Origin of the sequence: Burkholderia alba (assembly GCF_034721475.1) — a bacterium.
GTDB lineage: Bacteria > Pseudomonadota > Gammaproteobacteria > Burkholderiales > Burkholderiaceae > Burkholderia > Burkholderia alba.
In genome coordinates, this window is sequence record NZ_JAWJWL010000026.1 from 45,568 (window position 1) to 70,259 (window position 24,692).

Annotated in this window: 28 protein-coding genes; 6 read left to right on the top strand and 22 right to left on the bottom strand. The window is 66.9% G+C overall.

Annotation, left to right across the window (positions count from 1 at the left end; translation table 11 throughout):
- Nucleotides 1-3: 3 nt before the first annotated feature.
- From RZR99_RS25695 to RZR99_RS25705, 3 genes are read right to left on the bottom strand one after another with little or no spacing between them, the layout of a single operon-like run.
- Nucleotides 4-1,116 carry a COX15/CtaA family protein gene (locus RZR99_RS25695; protein ID WP_323122594.1) on the bottom strand — a complete coding sequence of 371 codons (1,113 nt, stop codon included), beginning with the start codon at nt 1,114-1,116 and terminating at the stop codon, nt 4-6.
- A gap of 31 nt (nt 1,117-1,147) precedes the next feature.
- Entirely contained in the window at nt 1,148-1,789 is a 642-nt protein-coding gene (locus tag RZR99_RS25700; protein ID WP_323122595.1) for an SCO family protein, read from the bottom strand.
- Nucleotides 1,790-1,846: 57 nt separating this feature from the next.
- Entirely contained in the window at nt 1,847-2,560 is a 714-nt protein-coding gene (locus RZR99_RS25705; RefSeq protein WP_323122596.1) for an SURF1 family protein, read from the bottom strand.
- An 87-nt stretch (nt 2,561-2,647) separates the two neighbouring features.
- Between RZR99_RS25705 and RZR99_RS25710 the strand changes: the two genes are divergently transcribed.
- On the top strand, nt 2,648-2,857 hold the full coding sequence (locus RZR99_RS25710; protein WP_323122597.1) for a twin transmembrane helix small protein: 210 nt from the start codon (nt 2,648-2,650) through the stop codon (nt 2,855-2,857).
- A gap of 159 nt (nt 2,858-3,016) precedes the next feature.
- Here RZR99_RS25710 and RZR99_RS25715 read toward each other — a convergent pair whose 3' ends face one another.
- From RZR99_RS25715 to RZR99_RS25750, 8 genes are all read right to left on the bottom strand, one after another.
- Nucleotides 3,017-3,874: a cytochrome c oxidase subunit 3 gene (locus RZR99_RS25715; protein WP_323122598.1), complete on the bottom strand. Its 858-nt coding sequence runs from the start codon at nt 3,872-3,874 to the stop codon at nt 3,017-3,019.
- A 123-nt stretch (nt 3,875-3,997) separates the two neighbouring features.
- Entirely contained in the window at nt 3,998-4,198 is a 201-nt protein-coding gene (locus tag RZR99_RS25720) for a DUF2970 domain-containing protein (RefSeq protein ID WP_323122636.1), read from the bottom strand.
- A gap of 20 nt (nt 4,199-4,218) precedes the next feature.
- Nucleotides 4,219-4,821, bottom strand: a complete 603-nt coding sequence (locus tag RZR99_RS25725) for a cytochrome c oxidase assembly protein (RefSeq protein WP_323122599.1) — start codon at nt 4,819-4,821, stop codon at nt 4,219-4,221.
- A 23-nt stretch (nt 4,822-4,844) separates the two neighbouring features.
- Nucleotides 4,845-4,985: a cytochrome oxidase small assembly protein gene (locus RZR99_RS25730; protein WP_323122600.1), complete on the bottom strand. Its 141-nt coding sequence runs from the start codon at nt 4,983-4,985 to the stop codon at nt 4,845-4,847.
- 72 nt (nt 4,986-5,057) lie between these two features.
- Entirely contained in the window at nt 5,058-6,668 is a 1,611-nt protein-coding gene (gene ctaD / locus RZR99_RS25735) for a cytochrome c oxidase subunit I (RefSeq protein ID WP_323122601.1), read from the bottom strand.
- A gap of 43 nt (nt 6,669-6,711) precedes the next feature.
- Complete coding sequence (gene coxB / locus RZR99_RS25740) at nt 6,712-8,280, bottom strand: cytochrome c oxidase subunit II (protein ID WP_323122602.1); 1,569 nt, start codon at nt 8,278-8,280, stop codon at nt 6,712-6,714.
- Between the two features lie 50 nt (nt 8,281-8,330).
- Nucleotides 8,331-8,807: a DUF2244 domain-containing protein gene (locus RZR99_RS25745; protein WP_323122603.1), complete on the bottom strand. Its 477-nt coding sequence runs from the start codon at nt 8,805-8,807 to the stop codon at nt 8,331-8,333.
- Nucleotides 8,808-9,042: 235 nt separating this feature from the next.
- The gene (locus tag RZR99_RS25750; protein WP_323122604.1) at nt 9,043-10,011 is read right to left on the bottom strand and encodes a methyltransferase domain-containing protein; all 969 of its coding nucleotides are present in this window, start codon (nt 10,009-10,011) and stop codon (nt 9,043-9,045) included.
- Between the two features lie 83 nt (nt 10,012-10,094).
- Here RZR99_RS25750 and RZR99_RS25755 point away from each other — a divergent pair, with 83 nt between their 5' ends.
- Together RZR99_RS25755 and trmL are read left to right on the top strand one after the other, a co-directional pair.
- Nucleotides 10,095-10,868, top strand: coding sequence for a ComF family protein (locus RZR99_RS25755; protein WP_323122605.1), 774 nt, complete (start codon nt 10,095-10,097; stop codon nt 10,866-10,868).
- A gap of 40 nt (nt 10,869-10,908) precedes the next feature.
- Complete coding sequence (trmL, locus tag RZR99_RS25760) at nt 10,909-11,379, top strand: tRNA (uridine(34)/cytosine(34)/5-carboxymethylaminomethyluridine(34)-2'-O)-methyltransferase TrmL (protein ID WP_323122606.1); 471 nt, start codon at nt 10,909-10,911, stop codon at nt 11,377-11,379.
- Between the two features lie 13 nt (nt 11,380-11,392).
- Here the strand turns inward: trmL and RZR99_RS25765 are convergent, their stop codons facing one another.
- From RZR99_RS25765 to RZR99_RS25785, 5 genes are all read right to left on the bottom strand, one after another.
- Nucleotides 11,393-11,914 carry an O-acetyl-ADP-ribose deacetylase gene (locus RZR99_RS25765; protein ID WP_323122607.1) on the bottom strand — a complete coding sequence of 174 codons (522 nt, stop codon included), beginning with the start codon at nt 11,912-11,914 and terminating at the stop codon, nt 11,393-11,395.
- Between the two features lie 71 nt (nt 11,915-11,985).
- Nucleotides 11,986-12,984: an NAD(P)H-dependent glycerol-3-phosphate dehydrogenase gene (locus RZR99_RS25770; RefSeq protein WP_323122608.1), complete on the bottom strand. Its 999-nt coding sequence runs from the start codon at nt 12,982-12,984 to the stop codon at nt 11,986-11,988.
- A gap of 26 nt (nt 12,985-13,010) precedes the next feature.
- Nucleotides 13,011-13,496 carry a protein-export chaperone SecB gene (secB, locus tag RZR99_RS25775; protein ID WP_323122609.1) on the bottom strand — a complete coding sequence of 162 codons (486 nt, stop codon included), beginning with the start codon at nt 13,494-13,496 and terminating at the stop codon, nt 13,011-13,013.
- 114 nt (nt 13,497-13,610) lie between these two features.
- Nucleotides 13,611-13,871 (bottom strand): glutaredoxin 3, encoded by a 261-nt coding sequence (gene grxC, locus RZR99_RS25780; protein WP_323122610.1) that lies wholly within the window; start codon nt 13,869-13,871, stop codon nt 13,611-13,613.
- 12 nt (nt 13,872-13,883) lie between these two features.
- Complete coding sequence (locus RZR99_RS25785; protein WP_323122611.1) at nt 13,884-14,291, bottom strand: rhodanese-like domain-containing protein; 408 nt, start codon at nt 14,289-14,291, stop codon at nt 13,884-13,886.
- Nucleotides 14,292-14,429: 138 nt separating this feature from the next.
- Here RZR99_RS25785 and gpmA point away from each other — a divergent pair, with 138 nt between their 5' ends.
- From gpmA to RZR99_RS25800, 3 genes are all read left to right on the top strand, one after another.
- Nucleotides 14,430-15,179 carry a 2,3-diphosphoglycerate-dependent phosphoglycerate mutase gene (gene gpmA, locus RZR99_RS25790; RefSeq protein WP_323122612.1) on the top strand — a complete coding sequence of 250 codons (750 nt, stop codon included), beginning with the start codon at nt 14,430-14,432 and terminating at the stop codon, nt 15,177-15,179.
- 172 nt (nt 15,180-15,351) lie between these two features.
- Complete coding sequence (locus RZR99_RS25795; RefSeq protein WP_323122613.1) at nt 15,352-16,920, top strand: S41 family peptidase; 1,569 nt, start codon at nt 15,352-15,354, stop codon at nt 16,918-16,920.
- Nucleotides 16,921-17,023: 103 nt separating this feature from the next.
- On the top strand, nt 17,024-17,791 hold the full coding sequence (locus RZR99_RS25800; protein ID WP_323122614.1) for a HesA/MoeB/ThiF family protein: 768 nt from the start codon (nt 17,024-17,026) through the stop codon (nt 17,789-17,791).
- A gap of 24 nt (nt 17,792-17,815) precedes the next feature.
- Here RZR99_RS25800 and ptsP read toward each other — a convergent pair whose 3' ends face one another.
- The 6 genes from ptsP to RZR99_RS25830 form a co-directional block, all read right to left on the bottom strand.
- The gene (gene ptsP / locus RZR99_RS25805; protein ID WP_323122615.1) at nt 17,816-19,591 is read right to left on the bottom strand and encodes a phosphoenolpyruvate--protein phosphotransferase; all 1,776 of its coding nucleotides are present in this window, start codon (nt 19,589-19,591) and stop codon (nt 17,816-17,818) included.
- Nucleotides 19,592-19,793: 202 nt separating this feature from the next.
- Nucleotides 19,794-20,063 (bottom strand): HPr family phosphocarrier protein, encoded by a 270-nt coding sequence (locus tag RZR99_RS25810; protein WP_323122616.1) that lies wholly within the window; start codon nt 20,061-20,063, stop codon nt 19,794-19,796.
- 74 nt (nt 20,064-20,137) lie between these two features.
- Nucleotides 20,138-20,611: a PTS sugar transporter subunit IIA gene (locus RZR99_RS25815; protein ID WP_323122617.1), complete on the bottom strand. Its 474-nt coding sequence runs from the start codon at nt 20,609-20,611 to the stop codon at nt 20,138-20,140.
- Between the two features lie 138 nt (nt 20,612-20,749).
- On the bottom strand, nt 20,750-21,706 hold the full coding sequence (gshB, locus tag RZR99_RS25820) for a glutathione synthase (protein WP_323122618.1): 957 nt from the start codon (nt 21,704-21,706) through the stop codon (nt 20,750-20,752).
- 50 nt (nt 21,707-21,756) lie between these two features.
- Nucleotides 21,757-23,046 carry a glutamate--cysteine ligase gene (gene gshA / locus RZR99_RS25825; protein WP_323122619.1) on the bottom strand — a complete coding sequence of 430 codons (1,290 nt, stop codon included), beginning with the start codon at nt 23,044-23,046 and terminating at the stop codon, nt 21,757-21,759.
- Nucleotides 23,047-23,289: 243 nt separating this feature from the next.
- Nucleotides 23,290-24,692, bottom strand: a 1,403-nt coding sequence (locus RZR99_RS25830; protein ID WP_323122620.1) for an ammonium transporter, incomplete at its 5' end; no start/stop codon positions are given.

Genomic DNA, 24,692 nt, shown 5'->3' on the forward strand with positions numbered 1-24,692 from the left:
GCGTCACGCGGGCGCGGCGCCGCGCGCGGGTGGCGCGGCACGTCCGGGGCGGCTTGAAAGGATGCGAAAGTTTAGCATGACGACGAGCAGCAGCAGGATCGCCGCCCCCCCGTTGTGCGCGACGGCCACGGGCAGCGGCCATTGCAGCACGATATTGGTCAGGCCGGTGATGAACTGCAGCACGACCACCAGCAGCACGCCGTCGGCCGGCCGCCGAAGCGACGCGAAGCGGCGCAGCCGGAGCGCGAAGCCGACCAGATAGGCGACCACGACGAACGCGAAGGTCCGATGGGTCCAGTGGATCGCCACCAGCGCGTCCTGAGTGATCGCGTCGCCGTCCTTCGTCATGCCGAGCGCGCGCCACAGATGGAAGCCGTGCTGGAAATCCATCGGCGGAATCCACTGGCCGTTGCAGGTCGGGAAATCGGTGCAGGCGAGCACCGCGTAATTGGTGCTGACCCAGCCGCCGAGCGCGATCTGCACGACCAGCAGCGCAAGCGCCGCGAGCGCCGCCGCGCGATAGCGGGCCGCTTCGGGCTCGTACGCGGGCAGCGGCGTCTGGCGCGCGGCGAGCCAGCCGAGCGCGCCGAGCAGCGTGAGCCCGAGCAGCAGGTGGATCGTGACGATCACCGGCTGCAGCTTCATCGTCACCGTCCACGCGCCGAACGCGCCCTGCACGAGAATCAGCAGCAGCAGGCCGGTCGGCCACCAAGGCGATACGTGCAGCGGACGGCGGCGCAGCCGGGCCGTCCACGCGATGACCGTCTGCGCGATGATCAGCACGCCGATCGCCATCGCGAAATAGCGGTGAATCATTTCGATCCACGCCTTCGTCATGCTCACCGGGCCCGTCGGCATCGCCTGGTGCGCGGCGGTGATCGCCGCGTGCGCGATGAACGGCGACGAGGTGCCGTAGCAGCCCGGCCAGTCCGGACAGCCGAGCCCCGAATCGGTGAGGCGCGTGAAACCGCCGAACATCACGAGATCGAGCGTGAGGAAGGTGGTGATCCACACCAGCTTGCGAAACTTGTCGTCGTCCGCCTTCACCCACACGTAGGACAGCGGCAGCAGCGCGATGCACAAGCCGATGAGGCCGAGTTGCAGTAGATACGACATCTGGTTCTCTCTTACCGGTCCCGGGCCGCGCTCAGCCGATGCTCGACCACTTGAGGAGCTTCGTCACGTCGCCCTTGATCTTGCTCGGATTCGGATCCTTCGGGAAACGCATCATCAGGTTGCCGTTCGGGTCGACCATGTAGATGTGGTCGCTGACCTGCGTGCCGGCGTCCGCCGGCAGCCATGCCGCCACCGCCGCCGGATCGGCGACCAGCTTGCGGGTGTCCGGATACGCCCGATCGATCACGGCGGGCACCGCGGCCGTATCGCTGCGCAGCCACACCATCGTGATCCGGTGCCGTTCGCCGGCCTGGGTCACGCGCACCTGGCGCATGAAATAGAGCTTCTTCGCGCACGCTTCGTCGCACGCGCTGCCGTTTTCCATCACCAGCAGCCAGACGCCGCGCAGCGACGAGAGCGGCACCGTCTTGCCGCTCTCGTCGGTGACGCTCAGCGATGCCGGAATCGGCCGCTGCGGATCGATCAGCGTGCCGTAGTTGGTCGAACCGCCGCGCGGCTTGATCACGTAGTAGGTGAAATACGAAGCGACCATCGGCGCGGCGCAGATCAGGAACAGCACGAGCAGCACCCAGCGGCCGCGTTGCCACGAGCCGCGCTGCGCGGACGGTTTGTCGGCCTGGGGCGGCGTCGAACGGGAAGATTGCGTAGACAAAAGAGACCTCTTCGAACAATGCGCGGCGGTACCCGCCGCGCGACGGACCGGCCCGGCTTACGCCGCGCCCGATGTTTTCCTCGCGGCACGGCGCGCGGCGTACAGGCCGAAGCCGGCCGCCGCGGCCGCCATGCTCCACCACTGGAACATGTAGCCGTAGTTGCGCTCGACGCCGAGCGTCGGCGCGGGCCAGTCGCGGACCAGCCGGTCGCCGTCGTCGCTCGTCTGCTGGATCACGAACGGCTGCAGCGGCAGGCCGGTTTCCCGCGCGTAGGCGGCGACGTCGAGATTCTGGCGAATCGCCTGATGCGCGGCCGAGCCGCCCTCGCCCAGTTCGAACGCCTGCGACGCATCGGCGCGCGCGATGCCCTCGATCTCGATCTCGCCCGCCGGCGTCGCGAACGGCTCGATCGCGGTGCGATCCGAGATGTTGCGCGGCAGCCAGCCTCGATTGACCAGCACGTAGCCGCCGTCCGCGAGTTTAAACGGCATCACGACGTAGAAACCCGGCTGATCGCGATACGGCCGATTGTCCAGGTAGACCGCGCGTTCCGGCATGAACCGGCCGAGCGCGCGCACGCGGTGGAATTCGATGTCGGCGAGCGCGACCGGCTGCGCGCCCACCTGGCGCGCGGGCGCATGCTCGTAGCGCACGATGCTCGCGGCGAGCGCTTCCTTCTGATGCGCGCGGTCGCGCTGCCAGAAACCGAGCCGCACCGTCACCGCGACGACGGCCAGGATCAGCAGCGCGGGCAGCCAGCGGATCTTCATCGGGCCGCTCCGCCCCGGCCACATCCGGACGGGTGAAGTGCGATAATTGACACCTCCCTTTCGAATTGCCGGATTCCGGTTCGCTTCATGCACATTCTCGTTCCCATCGCCTTCGCCCTCATCATTGCCAGTCTGGGGTCGGCGCTGTATTTCATGATGCACGACCGCGGCCATACGAAGCGCATGGTGTGGTCGCTCGCGATGCGGGTCGGCCTGTCGATCTCGCTGTTCCTGTTCATCCTGTTCGCGAACTGGATGGGCTGGATCCATTCGACCGGTTTGCCGATCGGCCGCTGATGCGGCATATCGCCGCATTCGCTGCATCCTTCAAGCAAAAGCGCCGCCTGACGAAGTCGGGGCGGCGCACAGGTCGGCCTGCGGGTTCGGCGGCGCCGGTTCGACGCACGGCCGGATAAAGCACAACGGCCCGCGCATCGCTGCGCGGGCCGTTTTTCATTACAGCCAGTAGACGACGACGTACAGGCCGAGCCAGACGACGTCGACGAAGTGCCAGTACCACGCGGCGCCTTCGAACGCGAAATGGTGATCCGCCGTGAAGTGGCCGCGGATCATCCGGACCAGCACGACGGCGAGCATCGTGCCGCCGAGGAACACGTGGAAACCGTGGAAGCCCGTCAGCAGGAAGAACGTCGAACCGTACACGCCCGAGCCGAGCGTCAGGTTCAGCTCGTTGTACGCGTGGAAATATTCGAAGCCCTGCAGAAACAGGAAGCAGATCCCGAACACGAGCGTCGCGGCCAGCCAGGCGATCGCCTTCTTGCGGTGATTGTCGCGCAGCGCATGGTGCGACACCGTCAGCGTCGCGCCCGACGACAGCAGGAACGCCGTGTTGAGCGTCGGGATCGGCCACGGGCCCATCGTCTTGAAGTGGCCTGCCAGCGCCGCCGGGCCTTCGTTCGGCCACACCGCGCTGAAATCCGGCCAGATCAGCTTGTAGTCGAGGCTGCCGAGCTGGTGCAGCGCGATTTCGCGCGCGTAGAACAGCGCGCCGAAGAATGCGCCGAAGAACATCACTTCGGAGAAGATGAACCAACTCATGCTCCAGCGGTACGACTTGTCGACCCGCTTGCCGTACATCCCGCCTTCCGACTCGGAGATCGCGTCGCCGAACCAGTGGTACAGCGTGAAGAGGAGCCACAGCAGACCGACCAGCGCGGTATAAGGCGCCCACGGTTCACCGTTGATCCAGAGCGCCGTTGACCCGAGCATGACCAGCAGGCCGACGGCCGCGCTGATCGGGTGATGCGACGGATGCGGCACGAAATAATACGGGCTCTCGTTTTGACCGCTCATGCTTGATTCTCCACTTCAGTCCAATGTATTCCGGAAGGCTCCGGCTTTATTTCTCGCGGCGCGTGCGGCGCCGCCTCTCTTTCTGCTGCGGAGCGCCGCGGCGCTCCGTCGACACCCTGCCGGCTACCCCACCACAACATGCACGATCAGGATCAGCACGCCGATGAACAACCCCGCCGCAATCAGCGCGGCGATCAGTACGTACAGCGGGTTGAGCTGCGTCGCATCCGCCTCGAGATCGCTCCGCTTGCGCACCCCGAAAAACGACCACAGCACAGCCTTGATCGTCTTGACGAACGTGCTCTTGTCGCCTGCTCCGCCCATCGTCCTCGTCCCCTCGTCTGTCATGCATCCGGCTTCGGAGACTCGGCCGTCCGCCCCGCCGTTCCGCGCGCGGTCGGCGCGGGCGTATTCAATTCAAAGAACGTGTACGACAGCGTGATCGTCTTCACATCCTTCGGCAGCTTCGGATCGATCACGAATACCACCGGCATCTTGCGCGATTCGTTCGCCGCCAGCGTCTGCTGCGTGAAACAGAAACACTCGATCTTCTTGAAAAACTCGGTCGCCTGCTTCGGCGCGTAGCTCGGGATCGCCTGCGCGACCACCGCGCGGCCCTGCCCGTTGGTCACTTCGTAGACCACCGTCGTCAGTTCGCCCGGATGCACGTCGATGCTGTTCTGCTCCGGCCTGAAACCGAGCGGACCGCGTGCATTCGCGTCCAGCTCGACCGAAATCTTGCGGCTGTAGTCGATCTGCGTGTTCTTCGCTTCCCGCTCGCTGACGTCGCGCTGCAGCAGGTTGTTGATGCCGGTGATCTGGCAGATCGCGCGGTACATCGGCACCAGCGCGAAACCGAATCCGAACATCAGGCCCGCGACAACGACGAGCTTCACGAGCATCGAGCGGTTAAAAGAGCGATCGGCGTCAGCCTCGGGCTTCGACATGCAACAACGTCCTCAACACTGCGTCAGGAAGTGGACAGGATCCACTGTTTAACGACGACAGCCACAAAAAAACCAGCGACCACGACGAGCAGGATCAAACCGAGCCGCTTGTTGCCCGCGCGGATCTGCTCGGGCGTTCGTCCTTCAGGTGGATTCCGGGTCATGCCATTGCCTGGTTCTGGATTGCGCCGCCCTCGCCCGCCGGAGCGGGCCGAGAGCGGCGTCGACTTCGAGCGTTACTCGACCGTCGGCGGGTTCTCGAAGGTGTGGAACGGAGCCGGGCTCGGCACCGTCCATTCGAGGCCCGTCGCGCCGTCCCACGGCTTGTCGTCCGCCTTTTCCAGCTCGCCGCCGCCGCGATACGCCGGCAGCGCGACCGCGAACAGGAAGTACACCTGCGCGAGGCCGAAGCCGAACGCGCCGATCGTCGCGACCTGGTTGAAGTCGGTGAACTGGGCCGGGTAGTCGGCGTAGCGACGCGGCATGCCGGCGAGGCCGACGAAGTGCATCGGGAAGAACGTCAGATTGAAGAAGATCATCGACGCCCAGAAGTGGATCTTGCCGCGCGTCTCGTTGTACATCCAGCCGGTCCACTTCGGCGCCCAGTAATACCACCCGGAGAACAGCGCGAACAGCGAGCCCGCCACCAGCACGTAGTGGAAGTGGGCGACCACGAAATAGGTCCCGTGATACTGGATGTCGAGCGGCGCCATCGCGAGCATCAGGCCCGTCAGGCCGCCGAACGTGAACACGAACAGGAAGCCGATCGCGAACAGCATCGGGGTTTCGAACGACAGCGAACCGCGCCACATCGTCGCGACCCAGTTGAACACCTTCACGCCCGTCGGCACCGCGATCAGCATCGTCGCGTACATGAAGAACAGCTGGCCCGTGACCGGCATGCCGGTCGCGAACATGTGGTGCGCCCAGACCATGAACGACAGGATCGCGATCGACGCCGTCGCGTACACCATCGAGCTGTAGCCGAACAGCGGCTTGCGCGCGAACGCCGGGATCACCTGCGACACGATCCCGAACGCCGGCAAGATCATGATGTACACCTCGGGGTGGCCGAAGAACCAGAAGATGTGCTGGTACATCACCGGATCGCCGCCGCCCGCCGCGTTGAAGAACGACGTGCCGAAGTGGCGGTCGAACAGCACCATCGTGATCGCGCCCGCCAGCACCGGCATCACGGCGATCAGCAGGTACGCGGTGATCAGCCAGGTCCACGCGAACATCGGCATCTTCATCAGCGTCATGCCCGGCGCGCGCATGTTCAGGATCGTCACGACGATGTTGATCCCGCCCATGATCGACGACGCGCCCATCAAGTGGACCGCGAAAATCGCGAAGTCCATGCCCGGGCCCATCTGCGTCGACAGCGGCGCGTACAGCGTCCAGCCGGCGGCCGTCGCGCCGCCCGGCGCGAAGAACGAGCCGACCAGCAGCACCGCGGCGACCGGCAGCAGCCAGAAGCTGAAGTTGTTCATCCGCGCGAACGCCATGTCGGATGCGCCGATCTGCAGCGGAATCATCCAGTTCGCGAAGCCGACGAACGCCGGCATGATCGCGCCGAACACCATGATCAGACCGTGCATCGTCGTGAGTTCGTTGAAGAACTCCGGACGCATGATCTGCAGGCCCGGCTCGAACAGCTCGGCGCGGATGCCGAGCGCCATCACGCCGCCCGACAGGAACATGATGAAGGAGAACAGCAGGTACAGCGTCCCGATGTCCTTGTGGTTGGTGGCGAGCAGCCACCGGCGCCAACCGTGCGGCGTTGCGTGCGCGTGGTCGTCGTGCTCGTGGCCGTGGCCGGCTACATCGTGCCCGATGCTAGACATGAAAATCTCCTAATGCGAATACTGCGACAATCACAACGACACGTTACGCCGCCGGCGCGATCTCGACGCGGCGCGCTTCCTTCGCGTCCGCCCCGCCCGTGACCGTTTCCGGCTTCTTGAGAATGATGCGGTCTTCCGTGACGCCCGCAGCCTTCAGCGCATCGCGCACGGCTTGCGCGCGGTGCTTCGCGAGTTCCGCGTTGACGTCGGCCGAGCCGGTCTTGTCGGTGAAGCCCGACAGCGCCAGCTTCGCGTCCGGATGCGCCTTCGCGTAATCGGCCGCCGCGGCGATCGCGTCCTTCGCGTCCGCCGGCAGGTCGCTCTTGCCCGTTTCGAAGTAGACGGTGGCGGGCAGCGCGGCCTGTGCCGGCGCGGCTGCCGCGTCCGATGCGGCGTCCGCCGGCGCCGCCGCGGCCTGCGCGCCGCCTTCCGGCATCTTGCCGTTGCGCGCGTCGGCCACCTGCTTCGGCTGCAGCGAATCGCCCATGTGGTTGCCCCACGCATTGCGCTCGTAGGTGATCACGGATGCGATGTCGAGGTCCGACAGCGACGCCCAGGTCGGCATCGCGCCCTTGCCGTGCAGCACGATGCTGACGTGCTGGGCGATCGGACCGTTGGCGATCTTGCTGCCGTCGAGCGCCGGGAACGCGCCGAGGCCCTTGCCGTTCGGCTGGTGGCAGACCGCGCAGTTCGCCTTGTAGACTTCTTCGCCGTGCGAGATCAGCTCCGCGCTCGTATACACCTTGTTCGGATCGACCGAGGCCGCCGCCAGCTTGGCCTTCTGGTCCTTGACCCAGGCCGCGTAGTCGTTGTCCGACAGCACTTCGACGACGACCGGCATGTACGCGTGTTCCTTGCCGCAGAGTTCGGTACAGAAACCGCGGAAGGTGCCGACCTTGTCGGCCTTGAACCACGTATCGCGCACGAAGCCCGGAATCGCATCCTGCTTCACGCCGAACGCGGGCACGTACCACGAGTGCACGACGTCGTTCGCGGTGGTGATGATGCGGATTTTCTTGTTGACCGGCACGACGAGCGGGTGGTCGACTTCCTGCAGATAGGTGTCGGTGATCGGCTGCTGGCCGTTCACTTCGGCGCGCGGCGTCGACAGCGTCGACAGGAAGCTGATGCCTTCGCCCGGACCCTTCACGTAGTCGTAGCCCCACTTCCACTGGTAGCCGGTGACCTTGATCGTCAGGTCGGCGTTGGTCGTGTCCTTCATCGCGACGACGGTCTTGGTGGCGGGCAGCGCCATCAGCACGACGATGACGAACGGCACGATCGTCCAGATAATTTCGACGGTGGTGCTTTCGTGGAAATTGGCGGCCTTGTGGCCTTTCGACTTGCGGTGCGCGAAAACCGAATAGAACATCACGCCGAACACGGCGACGAAGATCACCGTGCACAGGATCAGCATCATCGTGTGGAGATCGTAGAGTTCCTCGGCGATCTTCGTCGCAGGCGCCTGGAGATTGATCTCGTTGACACGGGGGCCGCCCGGGCTGTCACCGACCGCCAGGGCGGCACCGGCAAAGAGCAACCCGCTGCATGCCAGCACGCCCGTCAGGGCTCGCTTGATTGTTTTCATAGCTTCCTTACCCAAAATTTCCATTCAAACCCTCCCCCGTCGCGAGCTGCCTCGCTGCGCGGCGGCCGCCTCGTTCAGCCGCAGCGCAGCAGCGACACACGCAATTCGTGTGCAAACTGCGCGCGCCGGTATTGCGCGAGATGCTGCCCGACCACGACGGCCTGCCCACGCGACACCAGCCGGATCGGATCGCGCGGCGACGCACCCGGCTCGACCCGCACCCAGCGCGGGTTGAATTCGATCTGCGTCAGCTGCTCCGCGCTCATCCGCTCGATCACGAGCCGGTGAGGGAACAGCCGGATGCGTTCGTAATCGACCGCATGGCGCGCGTAGATGGCGAACGCGACGCCTACCGCCAGCAACTCGATCCCGGTGAAGGGCAGCACGAGCCACGCACCGCGCCACAGCAACGCAGTGGCGATGACAAGCGAACATGCCGCGAGCGACGCATAGAACGCCACGAACTGGCGCGGCGATACCGAGCAGTTACGCTTCATCAGCCAGTCCTTCAGGACCGGCTCGGCATCCGTCAACCCGTCCGCTGCTTCCATCGCCACCTCTTGCGAATGGCACGTGGTGCTTGCCCGCATCGGGCCCGCCGCCCTGTATTGTAGGGACCCCCAGGACGACAAACTGACGCATTATAGGCGCGATCAATGGCATCCACAAGCAAACGCCTATCGCCCGGCGAGCCAAGCACGACAAGCTTCCCCGCCATTTCGGGGGGCTTTTTCCACTCGCTTCCGACCGCTAATTTCAGACATAACAAATCCGCGCTTTACCGCTTCAACGATGCCTCGGACGCCCTTTTCCGATGTCCTCGATCCGCACGATGCCGTGCCCCTCGGCAGTGGTTCGCGGCACCGCTTTCCATGCATGGCCGTAGATCACCTCGAAAGTCAGCGGAATCGTGCCGTCGTCGCGCCGGCGGGCCTCGAGCGCATCGTCGAGCGCGCGCCGCAGGCGCCGCGACGGACCCGGCCGGAGCAGATCGCGCTCGAACGGATAGGCGCCCCAGCCGCGCACGTCCGCGAGCAGCGAGTTGGCGGACTTATAGGTGACGGTCAGCACTTCCTGATCCATCACCGGGATCTCGAAGCCGCTCTCGACCAGCATGTCGCCCAGATCGTGCATGTCGACGAACTCGACCACATGCGCGTCCGCCCGTTCGCCGCCCACCGCCGCCTCGGCCTGCGCATACGCTGCACGCAATTCGCGCAGCGTGTCGGGGCCGAGCGTGCTGAACATCAGCAGCCCGTCGACCCGCAGCACCCGCTGCCATTCCGGAAACACGAGATCGGGCCGCGAATGCCAGTGCAGCGCAAGATTGGACCAGAGGAAATCGAACGAGCCGCCGGCGAACGGCAGCTCGGAGAAATCGGCCTGCGCGACGCGCGGCCCGCGATTGCCGAGCGCCTTCGCGAGCGACGCGGGCAGGAAGCGGCGCCAGTTCGTCTCGACCGTCTCGCGCTCGCCGGCGCGGGCCAGCATCTCGCCGGACAGATCGACGCCGAACACCGGCGCCTCGGGAAACCGCGCGCGCAGCAACGGCAGGTCGTCGCCGACGCCGCAGCCCGCGTCGAGCACGCCGGCGGGCGTCACCTTGATGTAATCGAGGCGCTCGCACATCCGCTGCGCGATCTCGCGCGGCAGGAAGGCCACGGCGTCGAACGCGGCGGCGCGGCGGTCGAAGATCCGCCGCAGACGTCGGGAATCATAGGCCGGACGGCTAGAGGGTGCGGGAGCTGGGGACATGTCGGGCAAACTGGCGAAGAGCCCGAAGTATACTCGCTCGCCTCACGCCCTTCAGCGAAGCGGCCCTCGCAGGAGCCAAGCGGATGAAATACCCGGCGATTTTGCAGCGCAGCATTCGCGCACCCTTAATGTGCGCGGCCGAGACGCTCGCGCGCGTCTCGGCGCGGATGCTGCCGAACCAGTGCGCGCTATGCGGCAATTTGTCACATCCGACGATTTGCGCGCATTGCGACGCCGCCTACTGGAACGAAGCGCGGCTGCGCTGCGCGCAGTGCGCGCTGCCGCTACCCGCCGGGCGATCTCGGCGCACGGGCGGCTACCGGTGCGGCGCATGCCGCGACGCGCCGCCGCCGTTCGACGCGACGCTCGCGCTGGCCGACTACCGCGCGCCGCTCGACGGGCTCGCGCTCGACCTGAAATTTCGTGCGCGGCTCGCGCTCGGCCCGGAATTCGCCGCCCGGCTCGCCCGGCTGGCGGACGATCGGCTCGGCGCCGCGCACGGGCTCGACCTGATCGCTCCCGTCCCGCTGGCGCGGCGGCGTCTCGCCGAACGCGGCTACAACCAGGCATGGGCGATCGCGCGCCCGCTCGCCCGCCGGCTGCGGGTACGCGCCGCCGCGACGCTCGCCGAGCGGGTCGCCGATACCGCGCCGCAGTCGCGGCTCGATGCCGGCGCGCGGCGCGCCAACGTCGCCGCCGCGTTCGCGCTGACGCGCCCGGTGGCGGGGCTGCACGTGGGGCTCGTCGACGACGTGATGACGTCGGGCGCGACGCTCGACGCGCTCGCGCATAAGCTGAAGGAAGCGGGCGCGCGGCGCGTGACGAATTTCGTCGCGCTGCGCACCCCGCAAGATTGATGTTGGTCCGACTCACGCATTTACCGTCCGAATCCGAATCATGTTCAACGTCGTCCTGGTCGAACCCGAAATCCCGCCGAACACCGGCAACGTCATCCGCCTGTGCGCCAACACGGGCGCGCGCCTGCACCTGATCGAGCCGCTCGGCTTCCCGCTCGACGACACCAAGCTGCGCCGCGCCGGGCTCGATTATCACGAGTACGCGCAGATGCAGGTCCACCGTGACTGGGACGCGTTCCTCGCCGCCGAAACGCCGGACCCGGCTCGCCTCTTCGCGTTCACGACGCGCGGCTCGGGCCGTTTTCACGACCAGGCGTTCCAGCCGGGAGACTGGTTCGTGTTCGGCGCCGAAACGCGGGGGCTGCCGGCCGCGCTGCTCGAGCGCTTCCCGGCCGGACAGCGCGTGCGGCTGCCGATGCGGCCGGACAATCGCAGCCTGAATCTGTCCAATACGGTCGCCGTGGTGGTATTCGAAGCGTGGCGGCAAGCGGGCTTCGAAGGCGGCGCGTAAGCGCCGGAAGCCGTCAGAAGCGCGCGAGTTCGGCGCGATAGAGCGCGAGAATGTCGTCGGAGAAACAGGCGAAGACGATCCGCTCGAAGCGCCGGCCCGCCAGGGCGCCGGCCACGGTGCGTACGGCGATCGCGGTCGCGGCGGCGGCCGGGAATCGGTACACGCCGCAGCTGATCGCGGGGAACGCGAGCGACACGCATCCCGCGTCCGCCGCCAGATCGAGCGCGCGCCGGTAGCACGACGCCAGCAGCGCCGCCTCGTCGTGCGCGCCGCCCCGCCACACCGGGCCCACCGTATGGATCACGTAGCGCGCGGGCAGTTGATGGCCGCGCGTGAGTTTCGCGTCGCCGGTCGCGCAGCCGCCGAGCGCCGCGCACTCGCGCCGCAACCCGGGGCCCGCCGCGCGATGGATCGCGCCATCCACGCCGCCCCCGCCCAGCAGGGTCTCGTTGGCGGCGTTGACGATCGCATCGAGTTCGAGCGTCGTGATATCCACGACACGCGCTTCTACCAGGGTGGATCCGAGAGTCGGCATGGCTTGCTCCGCGGCAAGGCTCGCGATGCGCACAGCCTAACGCGCGTGCGACGCACGCGCGACAGTCCTCGCTACTCGGCCTTCGCGTCGCGGCGCAGCAGGCCGCTCACCGCGTCGCGCGGCGCGATGTCGTCGAACAGCACGGCGCACACCGCTTCGGTGATCGGCATGTCGATCCCGCGCGCCCGCGCGATCGACAGCACGGCCTGCGCACAACGCACGCCTTCGGCCACGTGGCCGAGCGCCGCGAGAATCGCCTCGAGCGTGCGGCCTTCGGCCAGTTGCACACCCACCGTGCGGTTGCGGGACAGGTCGCCTGTCGCCGTGAGAATCAGGTCGCCCAGGCCGGTCAGGCCCGTGAAGGTTTCCGCCCGGCCGCCGAGCGTCACGCCCAGCCTCGACATCTCGGCCAGCCCGCGTGTGATCAGCGCGGCGCGCGCATTGAGGCCGAGACCGAGGCCGTCGGCGATGCCGGTGGCGATCGCCAGCACGTTCTTCACCGCGCCGCCGACCTCGACGCCGACCAGGTCGTCGCCGGTATAGATACGCATCGCGCCGTGATGGAACGCGGCGAGCGTGCGCTCTCGGCACGCGGCCGACGCGCTCGCGACGGTCAGCGCGACGGGCAGGCCCTGCCCCACCTCGCGCGCGAAGCTCGGCCCGGACAGCACGCCGTGACTCGACTGGGCCAGCAGTTCCTCCGCGATCATCTGGTGCGGCAGTAATTGCGTGTCCGCCTCGAAGCCCTTGCACACCCACACGAGATGCGCGGGCACGCATTGCGCGGCCTGCATCGCGCGGCACAGCGCGCGCAGCCCGGCGACGGGCGCCGCGACCACGCACAGCGCGTCGTCGGCCGCCGCATGCGCCAGCGCCGTCGAGAGATCGGCTTCGTAGCGCAGCGCCGAGGGCAGCGCGACGCCGCGCAGGTAGCGGACATTTTCGTGCCGAGCGTCAAGCTCGGAGACGAGCGCGCGATCGCGCGCCCACAGGAGCGTATCGTGCCGCGCGGCCAGATGGCCCGCCAGCGCCGTGCCCCATGCACCGGCGCCGAGAACGGCTACTTTCATACCCAGCACCGGTCAGTGACTGAAACTTAGTTGAGCGTCGTGCCGTTCGGCGCGCCCTGCGCACCGCCCGCCTGCTGCTGCGCGATCTGCGCGAGACGCTGCTCGTACAGCGCCTGGAAGTTGATTTCCGCGAGGTGGATCGGCGGGAAGCCCGCGCGCGTGATCGCATCGGCGATGTTCGAGCGGAGGTACGGGAACAGGATGGTCGGGCAGGCGATGCCGACCAGCGGATCGATCTGGTCTTCCGGAATGTTGCGGATGTCGAAAATGCCGGCCTGCTTCGCTTCGATCAGGAACGCGACCTTGTCCTTGACCTTCGCCGTCACGGTGCCCGACACCACGACTTCGTACACGCTTTCCGCCAGGCGCTCGGCCTTCACGTCGACCTCGACTTCAACCGACGGCATGTCCTGTTCGAGGAAAATCGCCGGCGAATTCGGCTGCTCGAGCGACAGATCCTTCAGGTAGATGCGCTGGATGTTGAAGAACGGTTGGTTTTCGACGTCGGACATGATGGCTCCCTAAAAATAATGACGTGGCAGCCGGAGCCCTCCGGCTGCCCGATTGGGTCGTGCGTGCGGCACGCGTCGCCCCGAAACGGGGCGAAGGCGGCCATTCTGCCGGAATTAGGCGGCTTCCAGAAGCGGCTTGAGGCCGCCTTCGCGGTCGAGCTTCGACAGATCGTCGTAGCCGCCGACGTGCGTGTCGCCGATATAGATCTGCGGCACGGTGCGGCGGCCGGTGCGCGTCATCATTTCCTCGCGGCGCGACGGATCCTTGTCGATCAGCACCTTTTCAACCTGCTCGACGCCGCGCAGCTTCAGCAGCCGCTCGGCCTGGATGCAATACGGACACACCTGGGTGCTGTACATGACCACTTTATTCACTTCGCCACTCCTTTATTTGACGACCGGCATGCCGGCCTGCTGCCACGCGGCGACGCCGCCCTGCAGCACATGAACCTCGCCATAGCCCGCTTCCGCGACGGCTTTTGCCGCCTTTTGCGACTGCTGGCCGTTCTGGCAGACGAGCAGCACGGGCGTGCTCTTGTTCTTCGCCACCTGGCCGAGCTTCGCCTGCAGCTCGCCGAACTCGACCGAGCGGGCGGACGGCAGGTGGCCCGCGCCGAATTCGGCGGCCGGCCGCAGGTCGATCACGATCGCATTCCGGCGATTGATAAGTTGGGTCGCTTCCGCGGCGGACAAGCCCCCGCCGCCGCGCCGCAGCGCGGGCCAGGCCAGGAGGCCGCCGGAAAGCAGCAGAATCGCGATGAGTGCCAGGTTCGTGTAATCGGTAAAGAACGTCACGGATAATCCGCCGAAAAAAAGAGAAATCGAAAAGGACAATCCCGCCATTATAAAATAACCGTCTTACGCGATGGCGCCCCTCCAACGGCCGGGCCTCGTCGGCTGACCGCTTCCCTCACTACCGACCGCAAGCAACCTATGTACAAGCTCGTTCTCATCCGCCACGGCGAATCGACCTGGAACAAGGAAAACCGCTTCACCGGCTGGGTCGACGTCGACCTGACCGAGCAGGGCAACCGCGAGGCGCAGCAGGCGGGCGTCCTGCTCAAGGATGCCGGCTACGTGTTCGACATCGCCTACACGTCGGTGCTCAAGCGGGCGATCCGCACGCTGTGGCACGTGCAGGACCAGATGGACCAGATGTACCTGCCGGTCGTCCACTCGTGGCGGCTGAACGAGCGCCATTACGGCGCGCTGTCGGGCCTCAACAAGGCCGAGACCGCCGCGAAGTTCGGCGACGAGCAGGTCCTGGTCTGGCGCCGCAGCTACGACACGCCGCCGCCCGCGCTGGAGCCGACCGACGCGCGCGCGCCGTACGGCGACCCGCGCTACGCGAAGGTGCCGCGCGAGCAGCTGCCGCTCACCGAATGCCTGAAGGACACGGTCGCGCGCGTGCTGCCGCTGTGGAACGAGTCGATCGCGCCTGCGGTGAAGGCCGGCAAGCAGGTGCTGATCGCCGCGCACGGCAACTCGCTGCGCGCGCTGATCAAGTATCTCGACGGCATCTCCGACAGCGACATCGTCGGCCTCAACATCCCGAACGGCGTGCCGCTCGTCTACGAACTCGACGAACACCTGAAGCCGATCCGCCATGACTACCTGGGCGACCAGGCCGCGATCGCCCAGGCACAGGCCGCCGTGGCCCAGCAAGGCAAGGCGGCGGGCTGAACGCCGCCGCGCACCGGGCGCCGGCCGGCGCCCGGCCGACCGCGAACCTACCCGCGGCGGCGCTGTCGAATCCCGTTCCGCCGCGATCCACAGGGTAATTGGGCGAACAGTTATACTTGACCGTCCTTTTGTCCCCGCTACCGCCACGCGCTTTCCGACCGCACCAGACTCTATGCGAATGAAATTGAAGAATATCGGCCTGATTGCCGCGGGCCTCGCGACCGGCGTCTTCGCCACGCTGCAAATCTCGGCTTCGGCCCAGCAGGCCGCCGTCACCGCTCCGCTGCCGCTCGACCAGCTGCGCCTGTTCGCCGAGGTGTTCGGCCAGATCAAGCGCGAGTACGTCGAGCCCGTCGACGACAAGAAGCTGCTGACGGCGGCGATCAAGGGGATGGTGTCGAGCCTCGACCCGCACTCGTCGTATCTGGACAAGACCGACTACGAAGAGCTGCAGGAGCAGACGAAGGGCCGCTTCGCCGGCCTGGGCATCGAAATTTCGCAGGAAGACGGTCTCGTCAAGGTGATCTCGCCGATCGAGGACACGCCCGCGTTCCGCGCCGGCATCCGTCCGGGCGACCTGATCACCCGCATCAACGACCGCCCCGTGCGCGGCATGACGCTCGACAAGGCCGTCAAGCAGATGCGCGGCGAGCCGGGCACCAAGGTCACGCTCACGATCTTCCGCAAGAGCGACGAGCGCACCTTCCCCGTCACGGTCACGCGCGCGATCATCCGCGTGCAGAGCGTGAAGATGAAGATGCTCGATCCGGGCTACGCGTACATCCGCATCACGAGCTTCCAGGAGCGCACCACGCCGGACCTCGCCGCGAAGCTGCAGGACATCGCGCGCCAGCAGCCGAACCTGAAGGGCCTGATTCTCGACCTGCGCAACAACGGCGGCGGCCTGCTGCAAAGCGCGGTGGGCGTCGCGGGCGCGTTCCTGCCGCCGGATTCCGTCGTCGTGTCGACCAACGGCCAGATCCCGGATTCGAAGCAGGTCTATCGCGATACCTACGATAACTACCGCCTGCCGTCGTTCGATTCCGATCCGCTGAAGAATCTCCCGGCGATCTTCAAGACCGTGCCGATGGTGGTGCTGACCAACGCATACTCGGCCTCGGCCTCGGAAATCGTCGCCGGCGCGCTGCAGGATGCGCACCGCGCGCTGATCCTCGGCAAGACCACGTTCGGCAAGGGTTCGGTGCAGACGGTCCGGCCGATGACCGCCGATTCGGCGCTGCGCCTGACGACCGCTTACTACTACACGCCGAGCGGCCGCTCGATCCAGAACAAGGGCATCACGCCGGACATCCCGGTCGACCAGTTCGCGGACGGCGATCCGGACGACGTGCTCGTGACGCGCGAAGTCGACTACTCGAACCACCTCGCGAACACGCAGGATCCGAACGAGAAGAAGGAGCAGGAAGACCGCGAACAGCGCCGCATGGAGCAACTGCGCGTGCTCGAGGAGCAGAACGACAAGAAGACGCCGGAGCAGCGCCAGAAGGACCGCGACCGCAAGCCGGTCGAGTTCGGCACCGCCGACGACTTCATGATGCAGCAGGCGCTGAACAAGCTCGAAGGCAAGCCGGTGCAGGAATCGAAATCCCTGCTCGCAGACAGCGTGAAGGGCCCGGCAACCGGCGGCAAGGCGGCTTCGTCCGCCGCCGCGGCAAAGCCGGCCTCGAAGGCGGCCGCCAAGCCGGCTTCGTCCGCCCAGCCGGCGTCGGCGCCGCAGTAAGCGCCCGGCCGGACCGACGGGCCATCGCGGCGCACGCCGCGATGGCCCCTTTTCTTTGCGCGCTTAGAATAACGAGACCGCGTCCCCGCTCGCACGCCCCCCGATGAACGACGATCAACTCCTCCGCTACTCCCGCCATATCCTCGTCGACGAGATCGGCATCGAGGCGCAGCAGCGCTTTCTCGATGCGCACGCGATCGTGGTCGGCGCGGGCGGCCTGGGCTCGCCCGCCGCGATGTATCTGGCGGCCGCCGGGGTCGGCACGCTGACGCTCGTCGACGCCGATACGGTCGACCTCACCAACCTGCAGCGGCAGATCCTGCACGAGACCGCCTCGGTCGGGCGCAGCAAGGTCGAATCGGGCCGCGATGCGCTCGCGCGGCTCAATCCGGACATACGGGTTCATGCGGTCGCCGAACGCGTCGACGATGCGTGGCTCGACCGGACCGTGCCCGGCGCGACCGTGGTGCTCGACTGCACCGACAATTTCGCGACCCGCCACGCGATCAACCGCGCGTGCGTCGCGCACCGCGTACCGCTCGTCTCGGGCGCGGCGCTGCGCTTCGACGGCCAGATCAGCACGTTCGACTTCCGCGACGCGGCCTCGCCGTGCTACGCGTGCGTGTTTCCGGAGGATCAGCCGTTCGAGGAAGTCGCCTGCTCGACGATGGGCGTGTTCGCGCCGACGGTCGGCATCATCGGCGCGATGCAGGCGGCCGAGGCGCTGCGCGTGATCGGCGGCATCGGCACGACGCTGGCCGGCCGGCTGATGATGCTCGATTCGCTGCGCATGGAATGGAACACGATGAAGATCGCGCGGCAGCCGGACTGCCCCGTCTGCGGGGCGCCCGGCGCCGCCGTTCGCCGATAGGGCCGGCGCGCGCCGGCGAGATCGCTACGCGGCGACGTCGGCCCTCGGCTCCGCGCTCGCGAGCCGTTCGAGCGCCGCCTGCACTTCCGCCGGCTCGAACGCTGCCAGCACGTCGGCCGTCGGCTTCTCGAGCGCCTTCAGATGCGCGCGCAGGATCTCCTGCTTCACGACCAGCAACTGGCTCGGATGCATCGAGAACTCGGTGAGCCCCATGCCGAGCAGCAGCCGCGTCAGCACCGGATCGCCCGCCATCTCCCCGCACACCGACACCGGCACGCCCGCGCGCTTCGCCTCGCGCAGCGTGTACGCGATCAGATGCAGCACCGCCGGATGCAACGGGTCGTACAGATGTGCGACCGCGTTGTCCGCGCGGTCGATCGCCAGCGTGTACTGGATCAGATCGTTGGTGCCGATCGACAGGAAATCGACCCGCTTGAGGAACAGCGGCAGCGCGATCGCCGCCGCCGGGATCTCGATCATCGCACCGACCCGCACGTTCGGGTCGTACGCGAGCCCCGCATCGTCGAGCTGGCGCTTCGCTTCGCGGATCAGGTCGAGCGTCTGGTCGATCTCCTGCGCGTGCGCGAGCATCGGGATCAGGATCTTCACCTGGCCGAACACCGACGCGCGCAGGATCGCGCGCAACTGCGTGAGGAACATCTGCGGCTCGGACAGGCTCCAGCGGATCGCGCGCAGCCCGAGCGCCGGGTTCTGCGCGGTCTCGTAACCCTCGTCGAGCGCATCGAGCGGCTTGTCCGCGCCGACGTCGATCGTGCGGATCGTCACCGGCATTCCGCGCATCAGCTCGACCGCCCGCCGGTACGCGGCGAACTGCTCCTCCTCCTCCGGCATCCGGTTCTTGTGGTTCATGAACAGGAACTCGGAGCGGAACAGGCCGACGCCCACCGCGCCCGCGTCGGCGGCCGCCTTCGCATCGTCGGGCAGTTCGATGTTCGCGTACAAATCGATCTTCGTGCCGCACAAGGTTTGCGTCGGCGAGAACTTGAGCCGCTGCAGCTTGCGCTGTTCGAGCGCGTTTTCCGACTGCCGGTACGCATACTCTTCGAGCACGATCGGGGCCGGATCGACGATCACGATGCCCTGGTCGCCGTCGACGATGATCAGGTCGTCCTGGCGGATCAGCGCGCTCGCATGCTGCACGCCGACCGCGGCCGGAATGCCGAGGCTGCGCGCGACGATCGCCGTGTGCGACGTGCGGCCGCCGAGATCGGTGACGAACGCCTGGAACGCCTGGGTCTTGAACTGCATCATGTCGGCGGGCGCGATGTCGTGCGCGACGACGATCATCTCCTCCTTGCCGTCGCCCGCCGCGCCGTCGAGCGCCTGCGAAGCCGACGGCGCGCCGGCGAGTGCCTTCAGCACGCGCTCCACCACCTGTTCGATGTCGGCCTTGCGCTCGCGCAGGTACTCGTCCTCGATGTCGTCGAAATGACGCGCGAGCAGGTCGAGCTGCTCGGTCAGCGCCCATTCGACGTTGTAGCGCCGCGTACGGATCAGGTCGATGGTTTCCTGCACGAGCATCGCGTCGTTCAGGATCATCGCGTGCACGTCGATGAACGCGGCGACTTCCGACGGCGTATCGGCCGTCAGGTCCGCGCGCAGCGCATCCAGTTCCACGCGGACCGCATCCAGCGATGTACGGAATCGCCCCACCTCGGCCTCGATCTGGGTGGATTCGATCAGGTAATGCGCGACGTCGAGCGCCGCCGGCGCGATCAGATATGCACGTCCGATCGCGATGCCTCTTGAAACGGGAATTCCATGCAGCGTGAAAGACACGCGCACCTCCTCTCATCATGTAAGCCGCGGCGCACCGCTGCGATGCGCTTATGACCCCGGTAGCCGATTATAAATTCCGCGCCCCCTCAGTGACTGCGTGCGGCGCAGCATGGCGGTCAATGCATTATTGCGGCGGAAAAAAGAAATGCCGCGGAATTCCGCGGCATTTTCATCAAAAACCGGTGCGCTGCAAGCGCGCGGTTCACTGACCTTCGCCGAACTTGTCCGCGATCAATTTCAGCAGCGCATCCATCGCTTCCGTTTCGTCCGGACCCTCCGTCTCGATCGTCACCGTACTGCCGATCCCGGCGGCCAGCATCATCACGCCCATGATGCTCTTCGCGTTGATCCGGCGGCCGTTGCGGGTCATCCAGACTTCCGACCGGAAATTCCCCGCCAGTTGGGTCAACTTGGCCGACGCGCGAGCATGCAGCCCCAATTTGTTCACGATGGTCGTTTCTTGCTGAAGCATGGTGTTCCGATGAGGTCAGGACTGCCGGCGATCCGGATCGCCGGCCGGGAAAGGGTGAGCGTGGATTCGTCCGATCAGTGCGTTTCGGTCTGCGGCTTCGGTTCGGGCGGGATCGGCGCGCATTCGCCGCAGCCCAGCGCGGCTGCGCACGGCGGCGGCGTGCCGGCCGCGACTTCGTGGATACCTTTCGTCGAGCCTGCAAGCGCCTTGTCGACCAGCGTGTCGAGCGGCGTCGCGCGATAGCAGACGGCGCGCACGAGCATCGGCAGGTTGACGCCCGCCAGAACCCGTACGCCGTCGATCTTCGCGAGCTGCCCCGCGATGTTCGCGGGCGTCGCGCCGTACATGTCGGTCAGCACGAGCGCGCCGTTTTCTTCCTTCAGGCGCGCGACTTCGGCGTGCGCGAACGCCATCACCTGGGCCGGGTCGTTGTCCGCCTGCACGTCGATGCAACCGATGCGCGCGGGCAGCCCGCCGTAGATGTGCGAGATGCAGTCCCGCAAAGCGGTAGCGAGCGGTGCATGCGCGATGATGAGAATGCCTGCCATGTCAGCCTTGCAACAAGTTCGGCCCGACCGCCGGGCCTGACGCACGAAAACCGTGCCGGGCGAACGGGCATTGTAGCAGGCCGGTCAACCCTGCCGGCGACGGGGGGCCTGCGCGGCCGCCGCCGGTTGTCGGGCGCGTCAGCCGGCGGCGCGCTCCAGTGCATCGATGAACATCGCGGCGACGTCGAAGCCGGTCTGCTCCATGATTTCGCGGAAACAGGTCGGGCTGGTGACATTCACCTCGGTGAGCCAGTCGCCGATCGCGTCCAGCCCGACCAGCAGCAGCCCGCGCGGCGCCAGTACCGGCCCGAGCACCGCGGCGATCTCGCGGTCGCGCGCGGTGAGCGGCTGCGCGACGCCGATACCGCCCGCCGCCAGATTGCCGCGCACCTCGCTGCCCTGCGGAATCCGGGCGAGCGAATACGGTACCGGTTCTCCGCCGATCAGCAGGATCCGCTTGTCGCCCGCCTTGATCTCCGGGATGAACTTCTGCGCCATCACCGAGCGCGCGCCGTCGTGGCTCAACATCTCGACGATCGACCCGAGGTTCATGCCGTCGGGCTTCACCCGGAACACGCCCATTCCGCCCATCCCGTCGAGCGGCTTCAGGATCACGTCGCCGTGCTCGGCGTGAAACGCGCGCAGCCGGGCCGCGTCGCGCGTGACGAGCGTCGGCGCGACGAACTGCGGAAATTCGCCGATCGCGAGCTTTTCCGAGTGATCGCGGATCGCCTGCGGCTTGTTGAAGATGCGAGCGCCGCGGCGCTCCGCCAGTTCGAGCAGCCAGGTCGACGTCACGTACTCCATGTCGAACGGCGGATCCTTGCGCATCAGCACCGCGCCGAACGACGCCAGCGCGCGTGCCTCGACGGGCGCCGCCTCGTGCCACGGCGTGCGATGCAGGTCGACGGCGTCGCCGACGAACGTCACGCGGCGCACGTCCGCGTCGACGCTCGACCCGGTCCAGGCGAGATGATGCGGCTCGCACGCGTACACCGCATGGCCGCGCCGCGCCGCCTCGGCCATCATCGCGTAGGTCGAATCCTTGTAGATCTTGAAGCGATCGAGCGGGTCGGCGATAAAGAGGATGTCCATGCAGTCCCTGATACTTTTAGCTGGGGGACGCGCGCGGCGCGCGTCCCGCGTTACACCTGAATGGCTTCCGGATCGGTCTTTTCCAGCTCGACCGACGACGCGAGCAGACCGAGCCGCGCGACCACGCCATACATGTAGAAGCGGTTCGGCGGCGCCGCGCCCGGCTTCGCATGCGCATCGGGCAGCGCCGTGTGCTCGAAACCGAGCGGCACGTAGTGCATGCCGGGCGCATTCAGATTCTGATCGCGCTCGCGCGCGCCGTGCGTGCGGTAAAACCCGCCCACCACGTAGCGGTCGATCATGTACACCACGGGCTCGGCCACTTCGTCGCCGATCCGCTCGAACGTGTACACGCCTTCCTGCACGATCACGTCGCGCACCGCGAGCCCGGCCTTCGACTCCGACATCTGCGCGCGCTCGAGCTTCGTCATCCGGCCGATTTCCGCCGCGTCGTGGACGGTCATCACACCCCGCCCCGCCGTGCCGGCGTCCGCCTTCACGACCACGTAGGGCTTTTCGCTGATGCCGTATTCGCGGTACTTGCGCGCGATCTTCTTCAGCACCGCGTCGATCGCCTCGGCCAGCGCGCCGCCGCCTTCCTGCGCCTGCCAGTCGATGTCCTCGACATGCGCGAAGTACGGATTCACCATCCACGGATCGACGCCGACCATCTTCGCGAACTTCTTCGCGACGTCGTCATAGCACGAGAAATGGGTCGACTTGCGGCGCACCGCCCAGCCCGCGTGCAGCGGCGGCAGCAGATACTGCTCGTGCAGATTCTCGAGCACGGGGGGCACGCCCGCGGACAGATCATTGTTCAGCAGGATCGAGCACGGATCGAAATTCTTCAGGCCGAGGCGCCGCGGCGTGCGCTCGAGCGGTTCGAGCACGATTTTCTGGCCGTCGGCGAGCGTGATCGGCGTGACGTCGGTGATGCTCGGATCGAGCGAGCCGAAGCGCACGTTGAGGCCTGCCTGGCGCATGATCGTCGCGAGCCGCGCGACGTTCTCGAGATAGAACGCGTTGCGGGTCGGCAGCTCCGGAATCACCAGCAGGTTCTTCGCGTCGGGGCAGATCTTCTCGATCGCGGCCATCGCCGCCTGGACGGCGAGCGGCAGCACTTCGGGCGGCAGGTTGTTGAAGCTGCCGGGAAACAGGTTGGCATCGACCGGCGCGAGCTTGAAGCCCGCGTTGCGCAGATCGACCGAACAGTAGAACGGCGGCGTGTGTTCCTGCCATTCGAGCCTGAACCAGCGTTCGATGGCAGGCGTGGCGTCGAGGATCTTCCGCTCGAGTTCGAGCAGCGGACCGTTTAACGCCGTAACGAGGTGGGGAACCATGAATCACTCGCGGACGGGAGAAAAAAGATTGTAGAGCAATTGCCTACCGCATTTGGGGATTGTTCCCGCATTCGCAAGGGTTTCAAGGATGTTTCTGGCTATTGACCCGATTGCCAGTAGGGTCGGCCGCCGTAAGAAAGAAAAAAGGCCCGCCGGGAGGCGGGCCGAAGTCGCTGCGCTCATACGGTCCGGGCCCGGCGCGTCGATGCGCGCCGCGTGCCCGGCTGAATCCGATCCCTGTACTTACTCGACGTGCTCGCCGTGCAGGATCACGTCGAGGCCTTCGCGCTCTTCCTCTTCCGACACGCGCAGGCCCATCACCAAGTCGATGCCCTTCAGCAGCACGAAGCTGACGACGCCGCTGTAGATCAGCGTGATCGCGACGCCCTTCGCCTGCAGCAGCAGGCTGCCGTCGGCGCCGCCGATGTCCTTCACCGCGAACACGCCCGTCAGCAGCGCGCCGAGAATCCCGCCCACGCCGTGCACGCCGAACGCGTCGAGCGAATCGTCGTAGCCGAGCTTCATCTTGAGCCACGTCGCCGACCAGAAGCACACCACGCCCGCCGCGATCCCGATCACGAGCGCACCGGCGACGCCGACGAAACCCGCGGCCGGCGTGATGGCGACGAGCCCGGCAACCGCGCCCGATACGATGCCCAGCACGGACGGCTTACCCTTCGCGATCCATTCGGCGAACATCCAGCCGAGCGCCGCGCAGGCGGTCGCCACCTGGGTGGTCAGCATCGCGAAGCCGGCACGGCCGTCGGCGGCCACCGCCGAGCCCGCGTTGAAGCCGAACCAGCCGACCCAGAGCATCGAGCCGCCGATCAGCGTCAGCACCAGGTTGTGCGGGGGCATCGCCTCGCGGCCGTAGCCGACCCGCTTGCCGAGCACGAGACAGCACACCAGGCCCGCGATACCGGCGTTGATGTGCACCACCGTGCCGCCCGCGAAGTCGAGCACGCCGTCCGACGACAGCCAGCCGGTCGGCTCCCACACCATGTGCGCGATCGGCACATAGACCACCAGCGACCAGAGCGTCATGAACACGAGCATCGCCGAGAACTTCATCCGGTCGGCGAATGCGCCGCAGATCAGCGCCGGCGTGATGATCGCGAACGTCATCTGGTAGACGAAGTAGACGGTTTCGGGAATCGTCGGCGCGAGATGGCTGACGGTCAGCGTGGTGGCCTTGTCGCCGTGGATGTAGTTCATCCCGGACAGGAACACGCGCGAGAAGCCGCCGATGAAGCCGCTGCCCGGCGTGAATGCGAGGCTGTACCCGACCACCGTCCACAGCACGGTGATCAGCGCGGTGATCGCGAAGCTTTGCATCACGGTCGCCAGCACGTTCTTCTTGCGGACCATGCCGCCGTAGAACAGCGCGAGACCCGGAATCGTCATGAACAGCACGAGCGCGGTGGAAGTCAGCATCCAAGCGGTGTCGCCCGAATTGATCTTCGACGAATCGACCGAGAACGGCGCGGTCGGCGCGGCGGGCGCGGCGGCGACCGAAGCCGGTGCGGCGGCGCTCGCGTCGGCGGCGGGCGACGCGGCTGTCGCCGGGGCGGCGGCGCTCGCGTCGGCGGCCGGCGCGCTTGCCGACGCGTCGGACGCGACGGCCGCCGACGCGGCGGCGGGGGCCG